The organism is Lacinutrix sp. MEBiC02595, from assembly GCF_053601555.1.
Genome location: NZ_JBSHNU010000246.1, coordinates 355845 through 379262, shown reverse-complemented (window position 1 = coordinate 379262; position 23418 = coordinate 355845). Strand labels below are relative to the sequence as shown.

The window sequence follows — 23418 nt, the reverse complement described above, 5'->3', positions numbered from 1 at the left end:
AAAAGTTTCTGGATATTTTTATACTTACTTAAACAACAGTTTTTTGTTAGTGACGCCTTGGTTACTGTAAACCCTAACAATACCATATGTTTGGTTAGTAAACCGTGTTGGTAGTTTCAATGTTTTTGTATTTAGATCTTCTTTATTTAAAATACGCTTTCCCAGTAAGTTGTACACTTCTAATTTAGAAATGTTTTGGTTAGAGTGGATGTAGATTTCTTTCGATTGTCTTAAAAAAGAAATAGAAGTTTCCTCCATATTGTTTTCATCTACAGCAAGCTGTATCGTATAACTATTAAAAACAGAACCGTTTGTGTTGTTTCCAAAAGAAATGAAATAACGATCTAAATAGGTTCCTTCATTAACATATTCTTGAAAATCGATTTCCGTAAGTAAAGTGTAGGTGTTGTATAAGGAGTCAAATAAGAAAACGTCAATGTCAGTTTCAAAATTTTCTAATTCATCCAGAGATATAGATATATCGCCAGCATTAGAAATAAACATACCTAAAGGATATTGGTTCGAGCTATTGAAAGCACCAACACCTTGTATTACGTAACTTTGATCTTCTATAATCCAGTTAAGGTCATCTGGAAAATCATCGATACTTAATGCGTCGTAGCCGTAATCTACTCCATCGGAAGCCGCATTATTAGGCGTAAAGCCTAAAAGTAAGTGTTTTATATAGCCGGTTGGCATGGTAAAATCGATTCTAACACGTTGAATATCGCTATAAGCCATAGCTGTTGCTGTGTTCTTGGAAAATGGATTGGCGCTCATTAATGTGCTAGTAAAAAGCACAATAAGGCATAAGTAGGTTTGTTTATTCATTTTGTTAGGTTTTAAATGAATTGATATGATTTGGGACTGCGAAGATATGTGATTTTAACAAAAAAATCTATTAAAAGCATAAATAATCGACGAAATACATCTTTTTTTCTTGTCGGTTTAAAATTGTGTATTAGTTGTAGCTGTATTTTTGTGCTTTTTTTTGTTTAGATAGTAGCTTTGAAGTCTTAGATATAGTTGACGTTTCTATACTTATTTAGCAAAAAAAAAGCGACCCAAAAGGATCGCTATTTTAATTTGTAATTTCGGATGTATTCGTTATTGTTTTACTACAATTTTCTTGTTAATGAGCGCATTATCCGAAGTTCGTACTTTAATTATGTAGGTGCCTTCTGATATTTTCTTAACCGGAAGTTTACATTCATGGGATAGAGGTGCGTTTGTTCCATTCCAAGATTTAACCGTTTGTCCTAATAAATTAACCAAGTAGACTTGTTTAATATCTACAGAAGTTGGTACATTAATATAAATTTCACTTGTATCCGTTAAATAGTTAATCACTACGTTAGAGAATTGCGCGTCAGGAGTATTTAATGCGCTTCCATCTTTGAAACTAATAAAGTATCTATCGCTATGGCTTCCCGGATCTAGTGCTACTTCATAATGCGTGGTATTGATACGTGTATAAGTTCCTAATAAGGCATCGTATATAAAGACATCAATTTCTTCGTCAAAATTTTCTAATTCTCCTAGTGCAATTTGTATGTTTCCAGAAATACCTAAATCAATCGTCACAGGATACATACTCTCGTCATGGAATGCACCAACACCTTGAATAATATATTTTTCTCCTTCTATGATAAAGGACATATCACTTGGATAGTAATCGGTGTTTAAGGCATCGTAGCCATAGTCAACACCGTCACCAGCTTCATTGTTTGGTGTGAAACCTAATAGTAGAGGTCTTAATGCTCCTTCCGGTGAAGTAAAGTTCACACGAACACGTTTTATGTCGTCTGAGGTGTCTGCCTCATCGGCTCTTCTTAAGAAAACAGAAGTACCTGGAGTTTCTTTAACAAAAGCACGTTGGCTATTATTAAATGTGATATTTCCACCATCTGCATCGCCAGTAACATAAAAACCTTGTCCAACAGCAACGTGTTTTCTAGGAGTTAAACCAACAGAACCGATTCCTCCTAAACCAATAGGTGGTGTAGTTGCAGCTGTACCACCAGTTAAAGAGTAGGTAGCGTAACCACCTTCGTAATCTGCAGTAATATGAGAGGCATTCGTTTTAGAATGTTCCCAGAAATATAAAGGACCTGTGATACTTCCTGCATTTTCTAAAATAAATAGATCTGCATCTATTGCGGATGGATATGGATTACCAACCAAGGCTTCATTTCCTCCGGTCACTGGAGTTATTATAGTACCATTATTTGGTTGCCCTACAAAGGTATAATTTTGAAAGTTAGTAATAGGATCGCCAACACCACTACCTTTCATAGTGAATCCAAGACCTACCGGGATATTGTAATTTTGATTTATTATATTCCAATCTGCATAATTTCCAGCAGTATAATTTTCATATAGATATAACCAACGGTTACTTAATGTTATAGGGTTTGTACTGCCAGTAGCATCATTAGCAGTAGTCCAATTTACTGGGTTTACACCATCATGAAGCGCTCCAATTTGGTAGGTGCTTCCGTTTGTGCTTACAGGAGATCCCCAGTAATTATAATTATATAAATTGGTAGTTCCTTGTTGATCACGATGCAGCGCTCCGGTTCCAGAGTAGTCGACTTCACTTCCCATAGGTTGTAATAATTGGGATTCCCCTTCTAGGTCTAACACGCTATCAATATTTAAATAGTTGTTAACGGTTAATATTTGGTCATTATTAATAGTGAACGTATTAGCATCCACTAATAAACCAAGAACTGTAGTTGTTCTATTGCCAGAGTTTACATTATGTTGGGTTCTAACAATGTTCCAGTTAATACCAATGGTATTTGGTAAGAGTTGCACGTCATTATTTAGCCAAGTGCTTGGTGTGTCCCAGTTTCCATTTGCTGCAGTTATATATGGTAAAGGAGCAGTTTCGGCTTGTAAAGATGTTATATTTCTAAGCGTACCAGCAACACCAATATTTCCATTTAAATTTCCTCCTGTAATATGTGTACTTTGATTCATTTGGTAGTACGCAGTTAAATTACTCCATGTTAATCCTGCAATATCTAAAGGAATTTCTGTTCCGTGAACCTGTCCACCATTATTTTGAATTTCTTGATTCATCATTTGACGAATTTGTTGTGTGCTCAAATTAGTATTCCAAATACGAATTTCATCCATCCAACCATTATAATAATTTGTAGGCACGTTATTTAATCGTGACATGGCACCTAAGCGCATATTTGAATTATTGGTTGTTGGACTTGGGCCATTAGCAGCATTTCTTTGAACACCATCTACATAAATAGTATACGCTGTACCATTATAGGTTACCGCAATATGATACCATCTATTAGCCGTTATTCCTCCTGTAGTTATACCAGAGCCATTAGCTCTAAAGCTGATGTTATTCCCTACAAGTCTTAAATCATAACCTGTAGCAAGATTATCTGCATTTCGTTTAGAAAGTATGGTTTGAATATTACCGTTAATAGCATTTGGTTTTATCCAAGCTTCGATACTAAAGTTTCCTGATAAATTATAATTATTAGAAAAATCAACATTGTCATTAATTCCATCAAAATCTATAAAGTCACCACAAGAAAGGAAGTTTACATTCACTATCGCTGTTCCATCAGCACAAGGTGAAGGATTATCGATAGTCCAAGTGATATTATATGCTATACCACTTTCCCCTGCAAAGGAAGCATTTGGATCTGTAAGATTGGAGAATGAAAACGGACTACCCGCAGGAACAGAAACTGCAGACCAAGTTCCAGTTGCGTTTGCTGCTAGTTGAATGGTAGTATCGCTACAAGAACTAATCGTTGTAGTATTACTTGCAATAGCAGTTACGAAAGGAGCAATAGTTACTTCCATGGTGTCACTTACTGCGTTACAGGTTCCTGTTGGGTTGTTAGTGGTATATGTTAATAATATAACAGATCCAGATGAAATGTCACCAAGACTTGGTGTATAGGTATTTCCTGCTATGGTTCCTGATGTTCCATTAGAACTCCATGTTGCAGAAGTTGCTCCACCACCAAAAGTTCCAATTGCTGATAAATCTAAAGTTTGTGAAGCACATAATGTTTGATCCGGACCAGCGTCTACAGTTGCAGCTTCATCAATAGTAATAGTAACAGTATCTATAGCAGATCCACAAATACCTGTTGGATTATTGGACGTTAAAGTAAGTATTACCGTTCCAGCTAAAATATCAGCAGGGCTTGGATTGTAGGTTGTGTTTAATACGGAAGCATTCCCAAAAGAACCTCCAGTAATCGAACTCCATATTCCAGAAGTTGCACTACCACCTAAACTACCGTTAAGAACAATCGTATCGGAACTACAAACGGTATAATCTGCACCAGCATTTACGGAAGCTGCTTCATTCACTGTTATAACAATAGTATCGGTAATTGGTCCGCAATTAGCTGGATTATTAACTGTTAAAGTAAGTGTTGCCGAACCACTTGTAATAGTTGGTGTATATGTGGCATTTAAATCATTTACGTTTGAGAAGTTTCCACTTGAAGCACTCCATGTATAAGAATTAGCATTACCACCGATACTTCCATTTAATATAACGCTTCCATCACTACAAATAGTTTGATTCACTCCAGCATGAACGGTTGGAAGTTCGTTTATATTTACAATCATAGAATCACTTACCGGTGAACAAATACCATCACTAGGAGTGTTTGTATAGGTAAGCGTAACTGTTCCATTAAAAATATCGGTTGCACTTGGTGTATAGATGCTTCCGGTAAATGTACCATTTCCTGATGTAGACCAAGTTGCTACTGCGTTTGAACCAGAAAAGGAACTAGTGGATAGATTTACGATATTTCCTTCACAAATTGTGATATCTGCAGGAGCTGTAATTCTTGGAGCTGTATTTACTGTAATAGTAACTGTTTCATTAAGTACTATTGGACAATCAATATTACCAGGATAAGCATTTATATCGTAGCGACTACTATTTAAAGTATAAGTCGTTGTAGTAGTTGGTGCAACAGGTAATGAAAAAGTACCATCGGGTTGTATATTATACCAAATATTTCCACTACCATCATAAACGCTTATTTGACTAGTTGCTACACCTTCAAAAGTTATTGTGCTGCTTTCTCCTTCACAAATAGTGGTGTCTGGTGAAGTGATTTCTGCTACAGGTGTTTCTAGAATATGTATTTCTAGGTTGTCTGCAACAGGACTACATGCTGTTGTACTTGCATCAAGAGTAATAGTTATAATATCACCACCTTCAGCATTTGAAGGGAATGTATATGTACTGGTTACAGTAGTTGTCGTGACTCCAGCTTCCAAGTGACCACTCCAGCAAATGCCAAAAAGGTAAAAATCACAAACGTAAGTTGGTGGTGATGTTACTGTTGAAAAACTACCAGAAGTACCATCAATTCCACCATTGTCAGTCCATTCCCAATCACTATAACTTAAACCTCCTACATCTCCATTCATTTGAAATGAAGTCGTTCCTTCACAAACATATATAACATCAGCATCTCCAGAAGTATCATCTGGTGTATAAACTTCAATATCTAATGGATTCAAGTTTAAAATCCATACAGTTTCAGATACGGAATCAGTACCACAAGGGTTTATTGCAGTTACACTTGCCGAATGACCAAATGCTCCAGTTTCTGTTACGTAAACATCAACGCTGTTAGCATTTGGATTACTAGAAATTATAGTGAAATTTGAACTTGAAAAGGTCCAATTATAAGATTCTACATTTGGATCTAATGGAACTGAAAAAGTAGCTGTTTGTGGTGTGTCACATATATTTGTAGGCCATCCTCCTGTATTATTTATACTACCAGAAATATTAGGAGGACCATTATAAACTTTTATAACTCCATCAATAGATGCAGCAGGTCCACAACCAGTAGTTGTTACCGTATAATTATAGGTTCCTACAGTAGTTGTAGATCCACTTATTGTATATACTCCAGTACCAGCATTAAAAGATCCAGTAATTCCAGCAGGTAAGGTAGGTGTGCTAGTTAAAACAGCACCTGCTGCTCCAGTACTCAATTGAAATTCTATTGGAGTCATAGCGGCTCCGCTATTGCATAAACCTTCATAAGCATCTGAAGAAATTAAGTTTATAGTGGCATCTGGTTGAATAGTAATTGTTCCAGAAGCTGTATTACTACCACAACCATCTGTTGAAACTGTATAATTAAAAATACCTACTTGTGATGATGAACCACTAATAGTTAAGATTCCTCCTGAGTAGTTGGTTGTTAAATCAGTTGGTAAACCAGTAAAAATTGCATTAGCTGCATCTGTTATATTATAAACAATATTTGTCATTGCAATTCCATTACAAACCGTCTGAATGTTATTAGCTGAAGTTAAATTAATAGTAGCATCCGGACTCACAACCATAGTTACACTTTCTGTTGCAGGTATAGGACTCGCACAAGTTTCACTAGAAGTTATTTCCACAGAAACTATTTCACCATTTGTGATTGTTGATGAGGTATAGGTATTGGTACTCGTACCTGCTGGAGTTGCACCTTCATACCATTGATACGTTGGTGTTGCTCCACCATTGGTTAATCCAGTAACAAAGAAAGTAAGATTGTCTCCAGAACAAGCAGGATTTGCAGAAGCATTTAATGTAAATGTTACTGGTCGCAATGGATTCACTGTCATAATAATACTATTACTAATCGTTACCGTATCACAAGGCCCAGAGGTGATTTCTACATACACGTCGTCACCATTATTTAAACTTGTAGTGGTATACGTTGCACTATCCGTTCCTACTGCTATACCACCTAAATACCATTGATAAGATGGAGTAGTGCCCAGATTCGTTCCAGTAGCGGTAAAGGTTACAGACTCTCCTTGACATATTGGAGATACAGGAGTAGATGTTATGGATGCAGTAGCACTTTGTACATTATCTAATATCGTTACTGTGGTATTGCAAGTGGTAGTATTTCCATTTGCATCGGTAACTGTTAAGATTACATTATTAACTCCAATATTAGTACAATCAAAACTAGTTTGGTTGGTATCAAAAGTTAATCCGCCACAAGCATCCGAAGAACCATTATTTACAGCATCTTCCGCAATGGAAGCATTTCCAGAAGCATCTAATGTTATGGTTAGTGGTTGACAAATAGCAATAGGATTTTCGTTATCTTCTACAACAACAGTAAAGTTACATGTAGAAGTTAATCCGTTACCATCATCCGCAATAACATCTACGCTAGTTGTTCCTAAAGGGAAAGCATAAGGAAAAGTTATTGGTATACTAGCAATTTCGTAAGAAACAACAGGAGTTGCACTACAATTATCTGTAGCTGTTGCGTTAAAGGATAATGTTGCATCACATTGGCCTGCATCTGTATTGTAAAAAGCATTTGGTATTGGACAAGTAATTACTGGAGGTGTTACATCTTGAACCGTAACCGTTTGTGTACATGTTGTACTTAAACCTACTGCATCTAAAACTGTCCAAGTAATAGTATGAGTACCTACAGGTAAAGGTAAAGTCAAATCGTTTGTTACCGTTGCCACACTACAATTATCATTGGTGGTTGGCATTCCTAGAGTAACTGCTGTTACTTCGCAATTAGCATCTGCATTTACGGTTATATTTGGTGGACAAGAAATAGTTGGTAGTTCCGTATCTGTTACTATTACTGTGAAAGAACAAATTGTATTATTTCCATGGCCATCTGTAGCAGTATATTCTATAGTTGTTGTTCCTATTGGAAATAAGCTACCAGATGTTAAACCTGTTACATCTGTTTGTGTTACGGTTGCTATTCCACAACTATCTGTTGCTGTAGGTATGGTATAATTTACAATTGCTCCACATGCTCCAGGATCATTGTTTCTAGAAACATTAGAAGGGCAGGAGTTAAAGGAAGGAAGTATAGTATCAATAATAACTATATTCTGTGTTTGTGTCGCAGTGTTTCCGTTTCCATCATCAAAGGACCAAATAACAACTGTTGTTCCTTGCGTTGTGATAGGAAAAGAAGTGGTTGTTGTTCCTGTTATTGTTCCGCTACAATTATCTGTAGTTGTTGGAGGTGTGATTGCAACAGAACATTGATCTGTTATATTAGCCAAGGTTGGCGTTACGGGATTCGTCGTATCATCGTAATTATAAGTTTGCGGAACAGAAATTATATTTCCGTTACCATCATCAAAAGTCCAGTTGATTATGGTGTTACCACCTTCAACAAAAGAAAGCGTATCAGTCGTTGTTCCTGTAATCGATCCAGCACAAACATCAGTCGTTGTTGGAGCAGTTAATGTTCCGTTGCAATCTACAGTAATAGAAGCTAATGTTGGAGCTATAGGATTCGTCGTATCATCATAATTATAGGTTTGTGGTACAGAAATAGAGTTTCCATTACCATCATCAAAGTTCCAGTTTATTGTGGTGCTTCCACCTTCAGAAAAACTTAGGGTATCTGTTGTAGTTCCAGTAATCGATCCAGCACAAACATCTGTCGTTGTTGGAGCGGTTAAAGTTCCGTTACAATCTACAGTGACAGAAGCTAATGTTGGCGTTACAGGATCTGTTGTATCATCATAATTATAGGTTTGAGGTACAGAAATCGTGTTTCCGTTACCATCATCAAAACTCCAGTTGATTGTAGTGCTTCCGCCTTCAGAAAAACTTAGCGTGTCTGTTGTCGATCCAGTAATGTTTCCAGCACAAACATCTGTCGTTGTAGGAGCAGTTAATGTTCCGTTACAATCGACAGTAACAGGAGATAAAGTTGGGGTTACAGGATTTTCATTATCCAAAACTGTTACATCAAAAGTGCAGTAGATTGCAGTGAAAGAAGTACCGTCATACTCTTCGTAAGTCACTGTGGTTGTTCCTAAAGGAAATGTACCTCCATCACCTATACTAGTTCTTAAAACCATAGAGCCACCAGTTATATTTGTCGTTGGAAGTGCAAATGTTACTACTGCACTACAAACTCCTGGATCTACATTTCTAGAAATATTTGGACCTGGACAAGTTGTAATAGTTCTAAATGTCGAATTATTTAGAGTATCCGTTTTATATTCAGAAAACAAAGCGGCTTCCGTATTTAAAGACGTATTGTTGTATGCGCTAGTTGAAGTTGTGTCAAGGGATAGGTGCTTAACATTTGTCGAAAATCCATTAAAACTATGTGTAAAAATAGTTATAACAAGCGTAAAAAAAAGTAGATTTTTTTTCATAATAGCAATCATTTTATAGGTCAAGCCATTGGCATAACGCCATGACAAAATCTTGTTCATTAAATAATTTGCTATTAATCTTAATGAGAGAAGCGAAAATAAGTGGAGTTCTTCCACAAAAAGAATTTAATCGTTAAACTACTTAATTACTCTTTAAAGCTTTCTATAATACGATGTATGACGTTTTTTATCGCTCTAATATATGGGCGATTTTTACTACCTGTTTTATATAAAATACTGTTTAGATTTAAAGGAATAGCAAGCACAAAGGGTTTATATTATGGCGTTCTAAAAAGCGTAAAACCAACAGAAGTAAGTACATATACTATTTAGTATAGAATTAAATAGGTAGTATAATTATTTCGTGATAATATTCACTTATCTTGCAGCCGTTTTATTTGCAGTCCATGCAAGTAATATAAAAGTGATAATCATGGAGAATAGAAGTAATAGCGAAGATAGAGTAACGCAAATAAATAAGGTAATAGAGAATTACTTTACTACAAATACGGATAAAGATTGGATTCCTGCAAAAGACATCATGTCTGATTTAATAGAAGCTGGTGTTTTTACAAAGGATCAAAAAAAAGGCTTACCGCTTAGAAAAGTATTAAGAGCTTTAGATAAAGAGAATACATTAAACACGATACCTTTTGTGCATGCAGAAAGAACAGAGACAGCTGTCTATTGGTATTTGGTAAGAGAAGGAGTTACGTTTCCTAAGAGTGAAACTGTAAGTACTATTTCTAAAAAAGAAAGATCCAAAGAAGTTAGAGAGAATAGTGATGAGTTCTACATTTTAGATCTTTGTGACGAAATACTTAAAGAAAAAGCTTCCCGTAAACATACCTTTTCTTTTTTGTTTGGCGATATGCATAAAAAAGGAAAAACAAGAACAAAATTACCTTTAGCAGCTTTTTATGAAGGAGCTAATTTAGTGGTTGAATTTTCAGAAAAGCAAAACCAAACAAAGGAGCATTTAGAAAAACTAGATGTGATGACAGTTAGTGGTATTACTAGAGGAGAACAAATAAAAAAGTATAATAAAAGACGAAGAGATGTTCTTAAAAAAAAGGAAATCCATTTCATCGAAATTGATTATTCTTTATTTGAATGCGATAGTAAAAAGAATCTAAGTCGTGAAAAGGATAAAGATGTAAGACTTCTTAAAAGTCTCCTTAATAAGTATATAAAATAAAAGAGTTATCTGTTGTTAAGCATTATATTTTTTAAGGTTAAATGAAATTATAATGCTTGACTTCTAGTAAATACATTCCTTTTTAGAAGTAAATACATAAATGATTGTATCGTTCTAAACTAAATTCTTAACCTTCTCAAAAGGTATCTCATTAAAGTTAGAAACTACTTTGTTCGCTAAAGAATAGTCTTGGTTTTTAGAATTTAAACTATCGTAACCAACACAATAAATTCCTGCATCAAAGGCAGCTTTAATTCCGCTAGTCGAGTCTTCAATTACCAAACATTCCTTTCTTTTAAAACCAGAAGCTTCCGCTGCTTTTATAAATATTTCAGGATGCGGTTTAGATGCTTTTAAATCTGCCCCACTTAATTTGGCTACAAAATATTGGTCCAAATTAAATTTAGTAAACACATTATTTATGGTAAGCATAGAAGCAGAAGAGGCAAGTACTAAGGTGATTCCATTTTTATGGTACTCTTTAATAATATCATGTACACCATCTATTAGCTTTAGGCTAGGATCGTTAAAAAAAAGATCTTTAAAATGGTATCTTTTTCTATCTACAAGTGCATTTGGGTTTTCGTTCAAATCAAAATGGTTACATAATTTTTTGCAAACATTTTTTGTGGATTGTCCGGTAAGGCTTTCGTATAAATCTTTGTTTACTTTTATGTTGTAGTCGTTAAACATCTTGTGATACGCTTTGTGATGTAGTGGTTCTGTATCTACAATAACACCATCCATATCAAATAAAACCGCTTTTAGCATTTTGTTTTTTTTACGAAGATAAGTGATCGTATATTTTTTTATTCTCTAAAAAATAGAATATTTTGCAAATACAATTTAAGAATATGATTTACACATTTGTTTTTATAGTATTTGTAATTTTTGTTTGCTATGCTTTCTATGTCATGAAAGCTAAAAAGGTACAAGAAACGCCAAAACATTGGCATGCTATTTTAATGGAAAAGGTACTTTTTTATAAAAATTTAACTCCAGAAAATCAAACAATATTTAGAAAACGGATTATGCTTTTTTTAAGTGAAATACATATTGATGGAGTAAATACAGAAATAGAAGAACTAGATAAGATTTTAATAGCTTCTAGTGCTATTATTCCGGTATTTGGGTTTTCTAATTGGAGTTACAATAACTTGTCTGGTATTATTGTTTATCCCGATAGTTTTAATGCGGATTTACAGTTTTCGGATACAGATGAAAATAAACAAATTCTTGGAATGGTAGGAACTGGTCGTTTTGAGAAACAAATGATTCTCTCTAAAAAAGCAATCCGATTAGCCTTTAATAACAAAACAGATAAACACAATACGCCAGTGCATGAATTTGTACATTTATTAGATAAAATGGATGGGGAAACCGATGGTATTCCAGCGTTTTTTCTAGGTAAAGAATATATTGCGCCTTGGTTAGCATTAATGCACAAAGAAATGGAAGCTATTAATAACGATGCATCGGATATTAGAAATTATGGAGGTACAAGTGACATTGAATTTTTTGCGGTAGCTTCCGAGTATTTTTTTGAAAGACCAAAGCTTTTTAAACAGAAGCATCCCGAATTGTATGCTATGCTTTCCGTTTGTTTTCAGCAGCCAAAAAAGTAGCGTTTGTTTCCACTGGTATTGTAAAATAAAAAGTGGTTCCGATTCCTTCTTTAGATTGTAACCAAATTTTTCCGCCATGCGATTCTACAATTTTTTTGCAATGTGCTAATCCAATACCAGTTCCTTCATATTTCTCTCTATTATGTAACCGTTGAAAGATAGCAAATATTCTGTCTTGGTAGTTTTCTGGGATACCAATACCATTATCTGTTACCGCAAATTGCCAATATTCTTGAGATTCTTCATCCTCGGTTTTAATGCATGAAATCATTATATTGGGCGTAGTGTTTGCATCTATAAATTTAACGCTATTACTTATTAAATTTTGAAATAATAAGCGTATTTCTATATCAGAACCAGTGATAATTGGTAGGTTTTTAGTGGTTATTTTAGCATTAGATTTAGATATCATGCTCCCTAAATCTATTTTTATAGCTTCCATTAATGTAGAAGTATTTATGGCGTTGTACTCTTTAATTTTTCCTAATCTAGAATATTCTAAAAGCGAATCAATGAGTGATTTCATTCTTAAACTAGATTCATTAATAAAGTTTAAACTCATTTGTCCGTCTTCATCTAATTTGTCTTCGTATTCATCTAGTAACAATACAATTAATCCAGAAATGGTGTTTAAAGGTTCTTTAAGGTCATGACTAGTAATATAAGCAAATTGTTCTAGCTCTTTATTTTGCGAGGCTAATTCTTGTGTTTGCTTATAAATAACAGCATTTTTTTGTTTTAATACTTGCAGGTATTTTTTATTAGAAACATACATTCTATAGATGCTATAAAAGGCAATAAGCGTTAACAAAGCTAATGCTGCTAATAAATAATTAAATAATTTTAGTTTGCTTATTTGACTATCATTTTCTTTTAGAATAGCTTGCTTTTTTTCAATATCTTGATATAGCGTTGTTAGAAAATCATTCTGAACTTTAATTTTTTCGTTACTTTCTCTTATCGTTTCACTTTGCGATTTTAAGGTGTCTATTTGTGAGTCTATAATTTGCTCTAACTGTTTTTCTATAGCAATTTTATCTTCTATCTTTTTGTTTTGTATTCTATTGTATTTGTTTAATTGATTTATCCAGTTTTTCTGATCATTCAATTTTATAGAAATAGTGTCTATTACATTATTTTTATCTAGGATCGTTTTTGTTTTATCTCGAATCTCCTTTTCACTATTTTTAATTATTACTTCTTGTAATGCTGAGGTATCTTTTGTTTTGTTTAAATTTTTACTTGCATCTTTATAAAGAAGTTTCCATTTGTCTGAAGAAGTTATTGCATGTTCACCTAAACTTTCAGCAGTTTGAAATCCTTCACGTTCTATGCTTTTTTCGTTTATTTCGTATTCAAAAGAATTATCTACATTAACCATATTAATCATAGAAGTATTATAGTTGTAATCTTCTGTAATAAGTAAAATGTTTTTATTTGCTATTTTGTTTAGAATGTAGTTAATATTATAATTGTAGTGATTATTAACGTAAAGCACCTGAATATTCCCAATGTCTTTTACAGCATTAAAATTTACAACTTGAACAGGTTTATTAAAAATTCTTCGTTTTAAGGATAAGGATTTTAAGTCTATAATGGTTCTATCGGGACCAAGAACTCCAATTTTAAATTGGTCAAGTTCCTCTAGATTAGACCAACTTACTTGTTGTGCAAAATTAAAAATAAAGATACTTCGTTGTATACGTTTAATCTCTTCATTATTGGATTCTTGGGATTGTGCAGTAAAATTAAAAAGAAAACAGACGAACAAAAAGGCTAAAATAGCTTTTAAATTTAAGGAGGATTTAGTTGTAATTATTATCATAATTTTAATAAAAATCTAACGTAATAATTAGAACCTTTAACATCAAATTGCTGAACCCTTCTACTATAAATAAAGTTACCGTTTTCTGTATTGGCAGCGTGTGTGTGTTTATCTGGATACACATTAAAGATATTTGTTCCTCCAAGTGTGATATTGCATATTTTTTCAAAGGTGTAAGATAGTGCTAAATCTGTTACCAATTTAGAAGAAAACGTTTGGTCTCTAGTTTCCAGTTCTCCAGAAAATTCATTTAATACCCAATTTTCTTGAATACCATCTTCTGCGTTTACATATTTTACTTTTCCAAAAAAGGTGTTTCCTAATTGTATTCTGTATTTATCAAAATGATAGGATATGATAGAATTTACTTTATAATTTGGTTGTCCAAATTCTACTCTAGCTATATCTTCACGATTGAACAAAGTGCTTTCTTGACCTTCTAAAAAATCAGAAACTTTATTAAGAGCAATAACTTCCGTTTGTTTTAAATTTCCTGCTAAAGATGCGTTTAATTCACCATTACCAATTTTGTTTTTGTAATGTACAGCCACATCTAAACCAATCGTTTTTGTATCTATGGCATTAGAGAAAAATTGAGCAGCACCAACATTAAATGGTTCTAGGGTTGCTTCGTAGCCTTCATCAAATCGTCCAGAAAGCACAATTCTATCTTTAATTTTTATATTGTAATAATCTGCAGTAAAGGATAATTTTTCAGCTAGTTTACCAGAAAAACCTGCGTTAAAGTGGTTGGAAAGTTCTGGTTTTAAATTTTTTATCTGAAAAGCTTCTTTAGCAACGGCACTTTCATTATTAAAAGTTCCCACTTGTACAATTTCGCCATCAATAAATTGTGTACTTATACTTTGAAAATATACTTGGTGTAGGGAAGGAGCTCTAAATCCTGTAGATAAGCCTAATCTAAAATTTAAATCTTTACTTATTTTATATCTTCCAGATAGTTTCCAAACAAACTGTGCTCCAAAATCATTGTAAGCCTCGTATCTAGCAGTAGCTTTAAGTAAGGTTTCTTTCGATGTATTTACTTCTACATCTATATATCCAGAACTGTTGGTTCTAAATCTGCTTAGTTCATTTTCAGGCTGAATACCTGGAAATACTTGAGCACCAGCAATACTTTGCTGTTCTATACCATCACTATCTATATAGGTGTTGTTTCCATCCAAATAAGAATCTTCTTCACCAGCAATAATGTTATAGTTTTCTACACGTAATTCTCCTCCAAAGGCGATGTTTACTCCAGATAACCAATCATAACCTCTAGAAATATCTAGATTAGATGTGTTTTGTTTATAAGAAAATCCACCCGAATAAAAAGTTCGAGGAGAGGTAATCCCTAAGGATGCATTATTTGAATTGTTTACCGTATAATCTAGAGTGTTAATACCAATGGTATGACTAAAATCTAATTTCCAATTATTTTTTTCTCCTTTAAATCCTAAAGAAATGGCATCATCTTGTATGTCGGTTAATATTTCTGGAGAAAAACCATTCGGAAATAATTCTAATACCACACGATCTATCTCTTTCGGAAACCTGTAAAAACCTTTAGATTTTCCTTCTCTGTAATTTCGCCCTCCATGAAAATAAAATAAAGAATTATTTGAAATGGGGAATTCTCCATTAAAGGATAATGCAAGATTTTGTGTAGAAGCATTACCAATTTCCATGACTCTTTTCCCGGAGTACTCATTTTGCCCGTAAAAATTATTTGCAGCAATTAAGTCTGCATCTTCATCCGGATCATTAGAATATACTAAACCATTATAATCACCAGCTCTATTATATGCTTCTCTATTTCGGTATTCTCCAGTAATATTTATAAATCCTTTTTTTCCTACTTCAAAACCAAAATTTGCCGAAAAATAAGTAGTAAAACCATCTCCTGCTGTAGTTTGTTCTGCACGTCCTTGTACATCTATGGATTGGGTTTGTTTTTTTAGTATGATATTAATAACTCCCGCAATAGCATCCGATCCATATTGTGAGGTTGCCCCATCTCTTAAAATTTCTATTCTTTCAATCGATGCCACAGGAATTGCATTAAAGTCGGTACCTACCGTTCCTTTACCAACGGTTCCGTTCACATTTAAAAGGGAACTGTTATGTCTACGTTTACCATTTACTAATACTAATATTTGATCTGGACCAAAACCTCTTAAAGTAGCAGGATCTATATGGTCTGTTCCATCCGATATGGTTTGATTTGTAGAGTGAAAAGAAGGTACTAAGTAATGTAATATGTGGCTTAACTCTATTTGAGGTGAGTTCGTAATATCTTGTGGAGAAATAATATCTACAGGGGCAGTTGTTTTTAATACGGAACTAGGTTCTGCCCTAGAGCCTAAGGAAACAGGCTGTTCTATAGAAAAACCAGTTTCTAAAATAAAATCGAAAACCACTTCTTCACCAGCGTTAACGTGTACCGATTTGGTTGCTGTTTTGTACATAATAAAGGCTACATGAATAATAACATCACCTTCTTCAATATTTAAAACGTAATCTCCATTAACATCACTAGTAGTAGACGTGTTTGACCCTTCAATGCTAATTTTAGCTCCAGGAAGACTTCCAAATTGATCTGATATTTTTCCTGTTATTTTAACTTTATTCTGCGAAAATGCAGAAAAGGTAAAGAGTGATATAACTAAGAAAATTAAAGCATTTTTATTAAAATATGGCACCGAATTATTTAGTTTTAACATGCAATACTAAATTAAGAAAAAATAATTACTTGTAAGTAAAAACTTCAAGTATAAAAAAATCTTTGTAAAGTGAAGAGGGCTTTACGTTTTTTTACTGGAAGCTAATATGTAATGACTTTGCTTAACGTGGTCTAAAATATCAGAAGTTAGTGGCTTGTTAATAAAATCTGAAATTATTTCAATGGTTTTAGAACGTTTAAAATCATCCGGATTATTAGAAGTAGTCAATAAAATAACTTTTATAGAGTTCGTGAAGTTAGAATCTATTTTATTAAATTCTTCTAAAAATTCCCAACCATTCATAGCAGGCATATTAATATCTAGAAATATTAAATCTGGTTTTGCTATTAATCCATTCTTGGCATCTTTTAAATAATCTAATGCATTTTGGCCACTGTTAACAGAGGTTACTTGTCCGAAATCATTATGTCTGTTTACAATTTTTTCATTGTAAAAATTGATAACTTTATCGTCATCAATTAAGAGGGTGCAATTAATGGAGTAATTATTAGTCATATTGCAATTTTAAAAAAATAAATGGTTTGTTTCTTATCTATATATTTTATTTTATTTCTAATCGATGAAAAGCAAATAAGAACGCCATAAGGCTGTGGTTTTAGATAACTACGAAGTACTTACTTCAATAATATGGCAATAGTAATTTACAACGAAGTTATTTATATAACTTTGTGAAGAAGAATATTTTATTATGTTAGACGAATTACAACAGTATTATGGTTATTTATTTGAAGATGCATTGCTTCAAGAAATTAATAATGTAGGTACTTATAAGGACATTCCGGAAGGTTTTAAACTAATAGAAATTGGAGATTATATAAAATCCATGCCACTTTTAGTAAGCGGAGCCATTAAGATTTTAAGGGAAGATAAAGATGGAGATGAGCTTCTTTTATATTTTATTGAGCAAGGAGATACTTGCGCCATGACATTATCTTGTTGTTTGGGAAATTCTAAAAGTGAAATTAGAGCAATTGCCGAAACAGATACCAAGTTAATAATGATACCTATTGCAAAAATGGAAGAATGGTTGGGTAAATATAAATCCTGGCAACAATTTGTATTACAGAGTTACCATAACAGAATGACAGAATTGCTTGAAGCTATTGATACTATTGCTTTTTTAAAAATGGATGAACGTTTGTTTAAGTATTTAAAAGATAAAGCAATGGTAAATCATAATGAGGTTATTGTGGTAACACATCAAGAAATAGCTAGAGATTTACATACTTCAAGAGTAGTCATTTCTAGATTACTTAAAGCACTAGAAAATTTAGGAAAAATTGAATTACACAGAAATAGTATTAAAATTTTAGATTTGTAACGCATGTTACACACTGTTAATTTATATAAATTACCTTTGTTATTCATATGGATGTACAGCAAATAATAACGTATTTAAGTGCTTTTTTAATTGGAGCAGTATTAGGCTTAATAGGTGGAGGAGGATCTATTCTTACCGTGCCATTATTGGTTTATTTTTTAGGATATAATCCTGTAATAGCGACAGCATATTCCTTATTTGTGGTAGGTTCTTCCTCACTAGTTGGTGTTATTCAAAAGCATCAAAAAGGATTGGTAGATTTTAAAATAGGATTAGCATTCTGTTTCCCGTCGTTTATGGCGGTATATATTTCAAGAAGATTTCTTGTTCCAGCAATTCCAGAAACACTTTTTACTATTGGAGCATTTTCTTTAACAAAAGGAATGGCAATCATGATATTTTTCGGAATAATCATGTTTTTAGCTGCTTTTTCTATGATTAAATCAAAAAAGAAAGAGCAAATTAGTAGTGGTTCGCAACCCTATTATAAAACTTTTATCCAAGGTGTTATTATTGGTGTTATTACAGGTCTTATAGGAGCGGGTGGCGGATTTCTATATGTGCCAGCATTAGTACTTTGGGCTGGTTTAGATATGAAAAAAGCCGTAGGTACGTCTTTAATAATAATAGCAATAAATTCGTTAATAGGTTTTTATGGAGATGTACAAGTCTTAGAAATAGAATGGTCGTTTTTATTAATATTTTCTCTTTTAACCATTATAGGAATTTTAGTAGGTGGTTATTTTTCTAAATTTATATCCAGTAAAAAACTAAAAAAGAGCTTTGGGTGGTTTGTATTGGTCATGTCTATTTATATTGTTTTCAAGGAGTTGGTTTTTTAAGAATGTAACTTATGTTGCAAAAAAAGAATAAAAATAGTAGTAAATTTGAAGTAGTAAAATAATTGGAATGTCTCATATACGAACACATTTTTACCAAAATTAAATAGAATTAAAAAATGCACCAAGCCGAAAGGCGAACACATTTTTACCAAAATTAAATAGAATTAAAAAATGAAAATAGAACAAATTTATACCGGTTGTTTAGCACATGCAGCGTATTATATAGAAAGTAAAGGCGAAGCAGCTATTATAGATCCATTGAGAGAAGTACAGCCATATATTAATAGAGCAAAGCGTGATAATGCAAAAATCAAGTATATATTTGAAACGCATTTTCATGCAGATTTTGTTTCTGGTCACTTAGATTTAAAGGCGAAATCTGGAGCACAAATAGTATTTGGCCCTACAGCAAAACCTTCGTATGACGCTATAATAGCTACCGATGGACAGGTCTTTGAAGTGGGAGATTACAAAATTAAAGTAATCCATACGCCAGGTCATACTATGGAAAGTACCACGTATTTGCTAATGGATGAAAACGGAATAGAATATGGTATCGTTACAGGAGATACACTTTTTATTGGGGATGTTGGTAGACCAGATTTAGCGCAAAAAATAGCTTCAAATTTAACGCAAGAAATGCTAGCGGGCTATTTATATGATTCTCTAAGAAATAAAATTATGACGCTTCCAGATGATATTATTGTCTTTCCAGCGCATGGAGCAGGTTCTGCTTGTGGTAAAAACATGAGTAAAGAAACTACCGATACTTTAGGGAATCAAAAAAAGGTGAATTATGCTTTACGTGCAAATATGACTAAAGCGGAATTTATTGCCGAACTTTTAGATGGTTTGTCAGAACCACCAGCTTATTTTCCTCAAAACGTAATGATGAATATTCAAGGGTATGAAAGTTTTGATAAAGTAATGACAAAATCCCAAAAGCCATTAACACCAAAAGCTTTTGAAGCCGCAGCTAATGAAACGGAAGCTATTGTTTTAGATGTACGTAATCAAGCAGATTTTGTTAAAGGACATATACCACGTTCTATTTTTATTGGTATTGATGGTGGGTTTGCACCTTGGGTAGGCGCATTAATTGCAGATGTAAGTCAGCCTATATTATTAGTTGTGCCAATAGGAAGAGAAGAAGAAGTAATCACCAGACTTTCTCGTGTAGGTTTTGATAATGTTATTGGTTATTTAGCGGGTAGTTTTGAAGCTTGGAAAAAAGCAGGAATGGAATATGATTCTATAACTTCTATATCTGCCGAAGAATTTGCAAAACGCTATAAAGCCAACCAAGATGTTATTTTTGATGTTAGAAAAGATGGCGAATATCTTGCAGAGCATGTAGATGGTGCAAAACTCACAGCGTTAGATACTATTAATAGCCATCTAAGCGAGTTTCCAGAAAATAAACCTTTCTATATTCATTGTGCTGGTGGTTATAGATCGGTAATTGCAGCTTCTATTTTAAAAAGTAGAGGTATTCATAACTTAATCGATGTTGCTGGTGGTTATGGCGCTATTAAAAAAACAAATGTACCAACAACGGACTATGTTTGTCCTAGTACCTTAAAATAAAATTAGTTTTTAGTTAATAAAAGCGCGTATTGCATTATGGTAATACGCGCTTTTTTGTGTAACAAAGGTTACTAACTAATAGGGTTTTATTCGTTATTTTTATAGAAAATAAATCATGAAATGAAATACATAATAAGCATATTTTTTATAACAACATTATTAGGATTAAATAGTACAGAAAGTAGCGTGATTACCGTGCTTTCTTCGGAAGATTTCAAAGGACAAACAGAAAATCTAAACGTACAATTAATAGATGTTAGAACTCCAAGAGAGTATGAGACTGGGCATATTTCGGAAGCCATAAATATCGATTTCTACGCTAATAATTTTAGTTTGGAATTTAATAAATTAAACAAAGATCAAGTAGTTTATATCTATTGTAGAAGTGGAAGAAGAAGCAGCAAGGCTTCAAAAAAATTAGAAGCAATGGGTTTTACAGAAATTTATGATCTTAAAGGTGGAATACTAAACTATAATTAAAAATGAAAACTTCCATACTAGTACAAAACCTAAAATGTGGTGGTTGCGTAAATACGATAACTACTAAATTATCTGAAATTAAAAATATTTCTGATATTCATATAGACCTTGATGAAAGTAGAATTTCATTTCGTTTTAGTAATGAAGCAGATCCTTTAGCTGTAAAAGATAAACTTAAAACTTTAGGTTATCCTTCCATTGATGAAGATAATAATATTGTATCTAAAGCAAAATCTTTTGTGAGCTGTGCAACAGGGAGGCTTTCTAAATAAAATAATGTATCATGAAAAATGTAATACTATTCGTTGTCTTTTTAACGTTGATTTTTAGCTGTAACAATTCCAAAAAAGAATATACTGCTTTCGAAAAACAAATGGAAGCTAACCAGCATCCAGGAAAAAAACTATTGGAAACCAATTGCTATACATGTCATAGTCCAACTGCAAGTCAGGAAGATAGAATTGGTCCACCAATGATTGCCATTAAAAAGCATTATATCAAGAAAGGTACTACCAAGCAACAATTTATTGCAGATATGCAAGCTTGGATTATAAACCCAAATACCGAAGATGCTAAAATGTTTGGAGCAGTAAAACGTTTTGGAGTAATGCCAAAACAAACTTTTCCAGAGAAAACTATTGCTCAAATTGCAGACTATATGTTCGATTTTGATATTGAACAACCGGAATGGTTTGAAAGCCATTTTAACGAAGAAAAAAGCATGCACAAAGGGAAAGGTAATGGAATGGGTAAAGGCAAAGGAATGAGAAATGGACAAGGCATGCAAAAGCAACAAGCAAACGCTAATAAGGATTCTTTAACCTATGGAGAACGTGGTTTAAAATATGCACTAGCTACCAAAGCGGTTTTAGGTAAAAACCTAATGGGAACTATTCAAAAAAAAGGAACATTAGAAGCGCTAACTTTTTGTAATGAAAAAGCATATCCTTTAACCGATAGTATGTCTGTAGTGCATCATGCAATTATAAAACGTGTTTCCGATAAACCTAGAAATCCAAATAATTTAGCAAATAAAAAAGAATTAGCGTATATTAATTCTTTTAAAAACGATATAAAAAAAAGTAAAGAACCAGAACCTATTGTAGATCTGTTTGACAATAAAGTACATGTGTATTATCCTATAACAACCAATGCAATGTGTTTACAATGTCACGGAAAACCTGATCAAGACATAAAGAACCTAACATTAAGTAAACTTTCTAGTTTATATCCTCAAGATAAAGCTATCGGTTATGGTGTTAATGAGGTTAGAGGTATTTGGAGTGTAACTTTTGATAAATAAAATTAATTGAGTTATGAGTAAATTTTCAGAAATAATAAATCAAGATAAACCAGTATTAGTAGATTTTTTTGCAACTTGGTGTGGACCATGTAAAGCATTAGCTCCGGTTTTAAAACAAGTAAAAGATGCTTTAGGCGAAAACGTTTCTATACTTAAAATAGATGTGGATAAAAATCAAACATTAGCAGCAAAATACCAAGTAAAAGGTGTGCCAACCATGCTTTTGTTTAAAAATGGTAAACAAGTCTGGCGACAATCTGGAGTCCTTCAAAAAGAAGAATTAATTAAAATAATTACCACTTCTAATTAATGGATTTAAGCGAAAAATTCTGGGATAATAGATATCAAACTGAGGATATTGGTTGGGATTTAGGCGAAATTTCTCCACCATTAAAAAAATATATCGATCAGTTATCTAATAAAGAGTTGAAAATACTAATTCCAGGAGGAGGGAATAGCTATGAAGCGGAATACCTTCATAATAAAGGATTTAAAAATGTGTATGTTGTTGATTTGTCTAAAACAGCACTCGACAATATAAAAACGAGAGTACCTTCCTTTCCTGCTTCACATCTTATTCTAAATAATTTTTTTGATGTCGACATGACTTTTGATGTCATTATGGAGCAAACTTTTTTTTGCGCTATAGATCCTAATTTAAGAGCAGCTTATGCCGCAAAAGCATTTGAAATGTTACAGGTAAATGGAAAAGTAGTAGGCTTACTTTTTAATGTACCTTTAAATAAAACACATCCACCTTTTGGAGGTTGTAAATTAGAATATATTGAATATTTTAAGCATTATTTTGATACTAAAATAATGGAAGCTTCCTATAATTCTATTGCATCAAGACAAGACAAAGAGTTGTTTTTTATCATTCAGAAAAAGAATATAATAACTACTGTTTAATAAAAGATGTATTTCCTGAAAAAGGGAAAATATCGTATTCATATTATATAAAAATTTTAAAAAGAAATCCATATTTATCCTTTTTTTTAGCTGATAAAAGTCATATTTATTAAGACAAATTATTATTATTTTTATACTTTTAAAAACACTAACACCTATTTTTATGATATCTCAAAGCATTGCATTAGCGAACTGGAATAACGGCGTAATTATGATAGCTATTTTTGGATTAGTTTGTCTAGCTCTTGTTGGTTTTTTAGTAAAATCTATGTCTAACAACGATAGAGATAATGAAGAACCAAAAGAAAGATAATTTTATTTAAAACATTTAATTATAAAAAAAAAGTAGCATATTTTTAAATACGCTACTTTTTTGTTTTTAGATT

At 32.8% G+C, this 23418-nt stretch carries 17 protein-coding genes; 11 read left to right on the top strand and 6 right to left on the bottom strand.

Annotation, left to right across the window (positions count from 1 at the left end; all coding sequences use genetic code 11):
* Positions 1 to 24 precede the first annotated feature (24 nt).
* The gene (locus ACVCZW_RS19100; RefSeq protein WP_452227817.1) at positions 25 to 831 is read right to left on the bottom strand and encodes a hypothetical protein; all 807 of its coding nucleotides are present in this window, start codon (positions 829 to 831) and stop codon (positions 25 to 27) included.
* Between the two features lie 276 nt (positions 832 to 1107).
* The gene (locus ACVCZW_RS19095) at positions 1108 to 9195 is read right to left on the bottom strand and encodes an HYR domain-containing protein (protein ID WP_452233206.1); all 8088 of its coding nucleotides are present in this window, start codon (positions 9193 to 9195) and stop codon (positions 1108 to 1110) included.
* A gap of 433 nt (positions 9196 to 9628) precedes the next feature.
* On the opposite strand from ACVCZW_RS19095, the gene ACVCZW_RS19090 reads away from it, so the two are divergent.
* Positions 9629 to 10393 (top strand): hypothetical protein, encoded by a 765-nt coding sequence (locus ACVCZW_RS19090; RefSeq protein ID WP_452233205.1) that lies wholly within the window; start codon positions 9629 to 9631, stop codon positions 10391 to 10393.
* A gap of 114 nt (positions 10394 to 10507) precedes the next feature.
* Here ACVCZW_RS19090 and ACVCZW_RS19085 read toward each other — a convergent pair whose 3' ends face one another.
* Entirely contained in the window at positions 10508 to 11164 is a 657-nt protein-coding gene (locus ACVCZW_RS19085; protein WP_452233204.1) for an HAD family hydrolase, read from the bottom strand.
* An 83-nt stretch (positions 11165 to 11247) separates the two neighbouring features.
* On the opposite strand from ACVCZW_RS19085, the gene ACVCZW_RS19080 reads away from it, so the two are divergent.
* Positions 11248 to 12018 carry a M90 family metallopeptidase gene (locus tag ACVCZW_RS19080; protein ID WP_452227821.1) on the top strand — a complete coding sequence of 257 codons (771 nt, stop codon included), beginning with the start codon at positions 11248 to 11250 and terminating at the stop codon, positions 12016 to 12018.
* Here the strand turns inward: ACVCZW_RS19080 and ACVCZW_RS19075 are convergent.
* From ACVCZW_RS19075 to ACVCZW_RS19065, 3 genes are all read right to left on the bottom strand, one after another.
* A complete protein-coding gene (locus ACVCZW_RS19075) occupies positions 11981 to 13843 on the bottom strand; it encodes a YfiR/HmsC family protein (RefSeq protein WP_452227822.1) in 1863 nt (620 codons plus the stop codon). The two genes, ACVCZW_RS19080 and ACVCZW_RS19075, sit on opposite strands and share 38 nt — an antisense overlap.
* A complete protein-coding gene (locus ACVCZW_RS19070) occupies positions 13840 to 16569 on the bottom strand; it encodes a TonB-dependent receptor (RefSeq protein ID WP_452233203.1) in 2730 nt (909 codons plus the stop codon). Before ACVCZW_RS19070 ends, ACVCZW_RS19075 begins: the two co-directional genes overlap by 4 nt.
* An 81-nt stretch (positions 16570 to 16650) precedes the next feature.
* On the bottom strand, positions 16651 to 17085 hold the full coding sequence (locus tag ACVCZW_RS19065) for a response regulator (RefSeq protein WP_452227824.1): 435 nt from the start codon (positions 17083 to 17085) through the stop codon (positions 16651 to 16653).
* Positions 17086 to 17278: 193 nt separating this feature from the next.
* Between ACVCZW_RS19065 and ACVCZW_RS19060 the strand changes: the two genes are divergently transcribed.
* The 9 genes from ACVCZW_RS19060 to ACVCZW_RS19020 all read left to right on the top strand — a co-directional run bounded on the left by ACVCZW_RS19060 (position 17279) and on the right by ACVCZW_RS19020 (position 23345).
* Complete coding sequence (locus ACVCZW_RS19060; protein ID WP_452227825.1) at positions 17279 to 17911, top strand: Crp/Fnr family transcriptional regulator; 633 nt, start codon at positions 17279 to 17281, stop codon at positions 17909 to 17911.
* Positions 17912 to 17958: 47 nt separating this feature from the next.
* Positions 17959 to 18753, top strand: a complete 795-nt coding sequence (locus ACVCZW_RS19055; protein ID WP_452233202.1) for a sulfite exporter TauE/SafE family protein — start codon at positions 17959 to 17961, stop codon at positions 18751 to 18753.
* A 171-nt stretch (positions 18754 to 18924) separates the two neighbouring features.
* Entirely contained in the window at positions 18925 to 20340 is a 1416-nt protein-coding gene (locus ACVCZW_RS19050; RefSeq protein WP_452233201.1) for an MBL fold metallo-hydrolase, read from the top strand.
* 120 nt (positions 20341 to 20460) lie between these two features.
* The gene (locus ACVCZW_RS19045) at positions 20461 to 20820 is read left to right on the top strand and encodes a rhodanese-like domain-containing protein (protein ID WP_452233200.1); all 360 of its coding nucleotides are present in this window, start codon (positions 20461 to 20463) and stop codon (positions 20818 to 20820) included.
* Positions 20821 to 20822: 2 nt separating this feature from the next.
* Positions 20823 to 21092, top strand: coding sequence for a heavy-metal-associated domain-containing protein (locus ACVCZW_RS19040; RefSeq protein ID WP_452227829.1), 270 nt, complete (start codon positions 20823 to 20825; stop codon positions 21090 to 21092).
* An 11-nt stretch (positions 21093 to 21103) separates the two neighbouring features.
* A complete protein-coding gene (locus ACVCZW_RS19035) occupies positions 21104 to 22123 on the top strand; it encodes a c-type heme family protein (protein ID WP_452233199.1) in 1020 nt (339 codons plus the stop codon).
* A 13-nt stretch (positions 22124 to 22136) separates the two neighbouring features.
* Positions 22137 to 22433, top strand: coding sequence for a thioredoxin (trxA, locus tag ACVCZW_RS19030; protein WP_452227831.1), 297 nt, complete (start codon positions 22137 to 22139; stop codon positions 22431 to 22433).
* Positions 22433 to 23032, top strand: a complete 600-nt coding sequence (locus tag ACVCZW_RS19025) for a methyltransferase domain-containing protein (RefSeq protein ID WP_452233198.1) — start codon at positions 22433 to 22435, stop codon at positions 23030 to 23032. The genes trxA and ACVCZW_RS19025 overlap by 1 nt, the downstream gene beginning before the upstream one ends.
* A 163-nt stretch (positions 23033 to 23195) precedes the next feature.
* Positions 23196 to 23345: a hypothetical protein gene (locus ACVCZW_RS19020; protein WP_452227833.1), complete on the top strand. Its 150-nt coding sequence runs from the start codon at positions 23196 to 23198 to the stop codon at positions 23343 to 23345.
* Positions 23346 to 23418 lie beyond the last annotated feature (73 nt).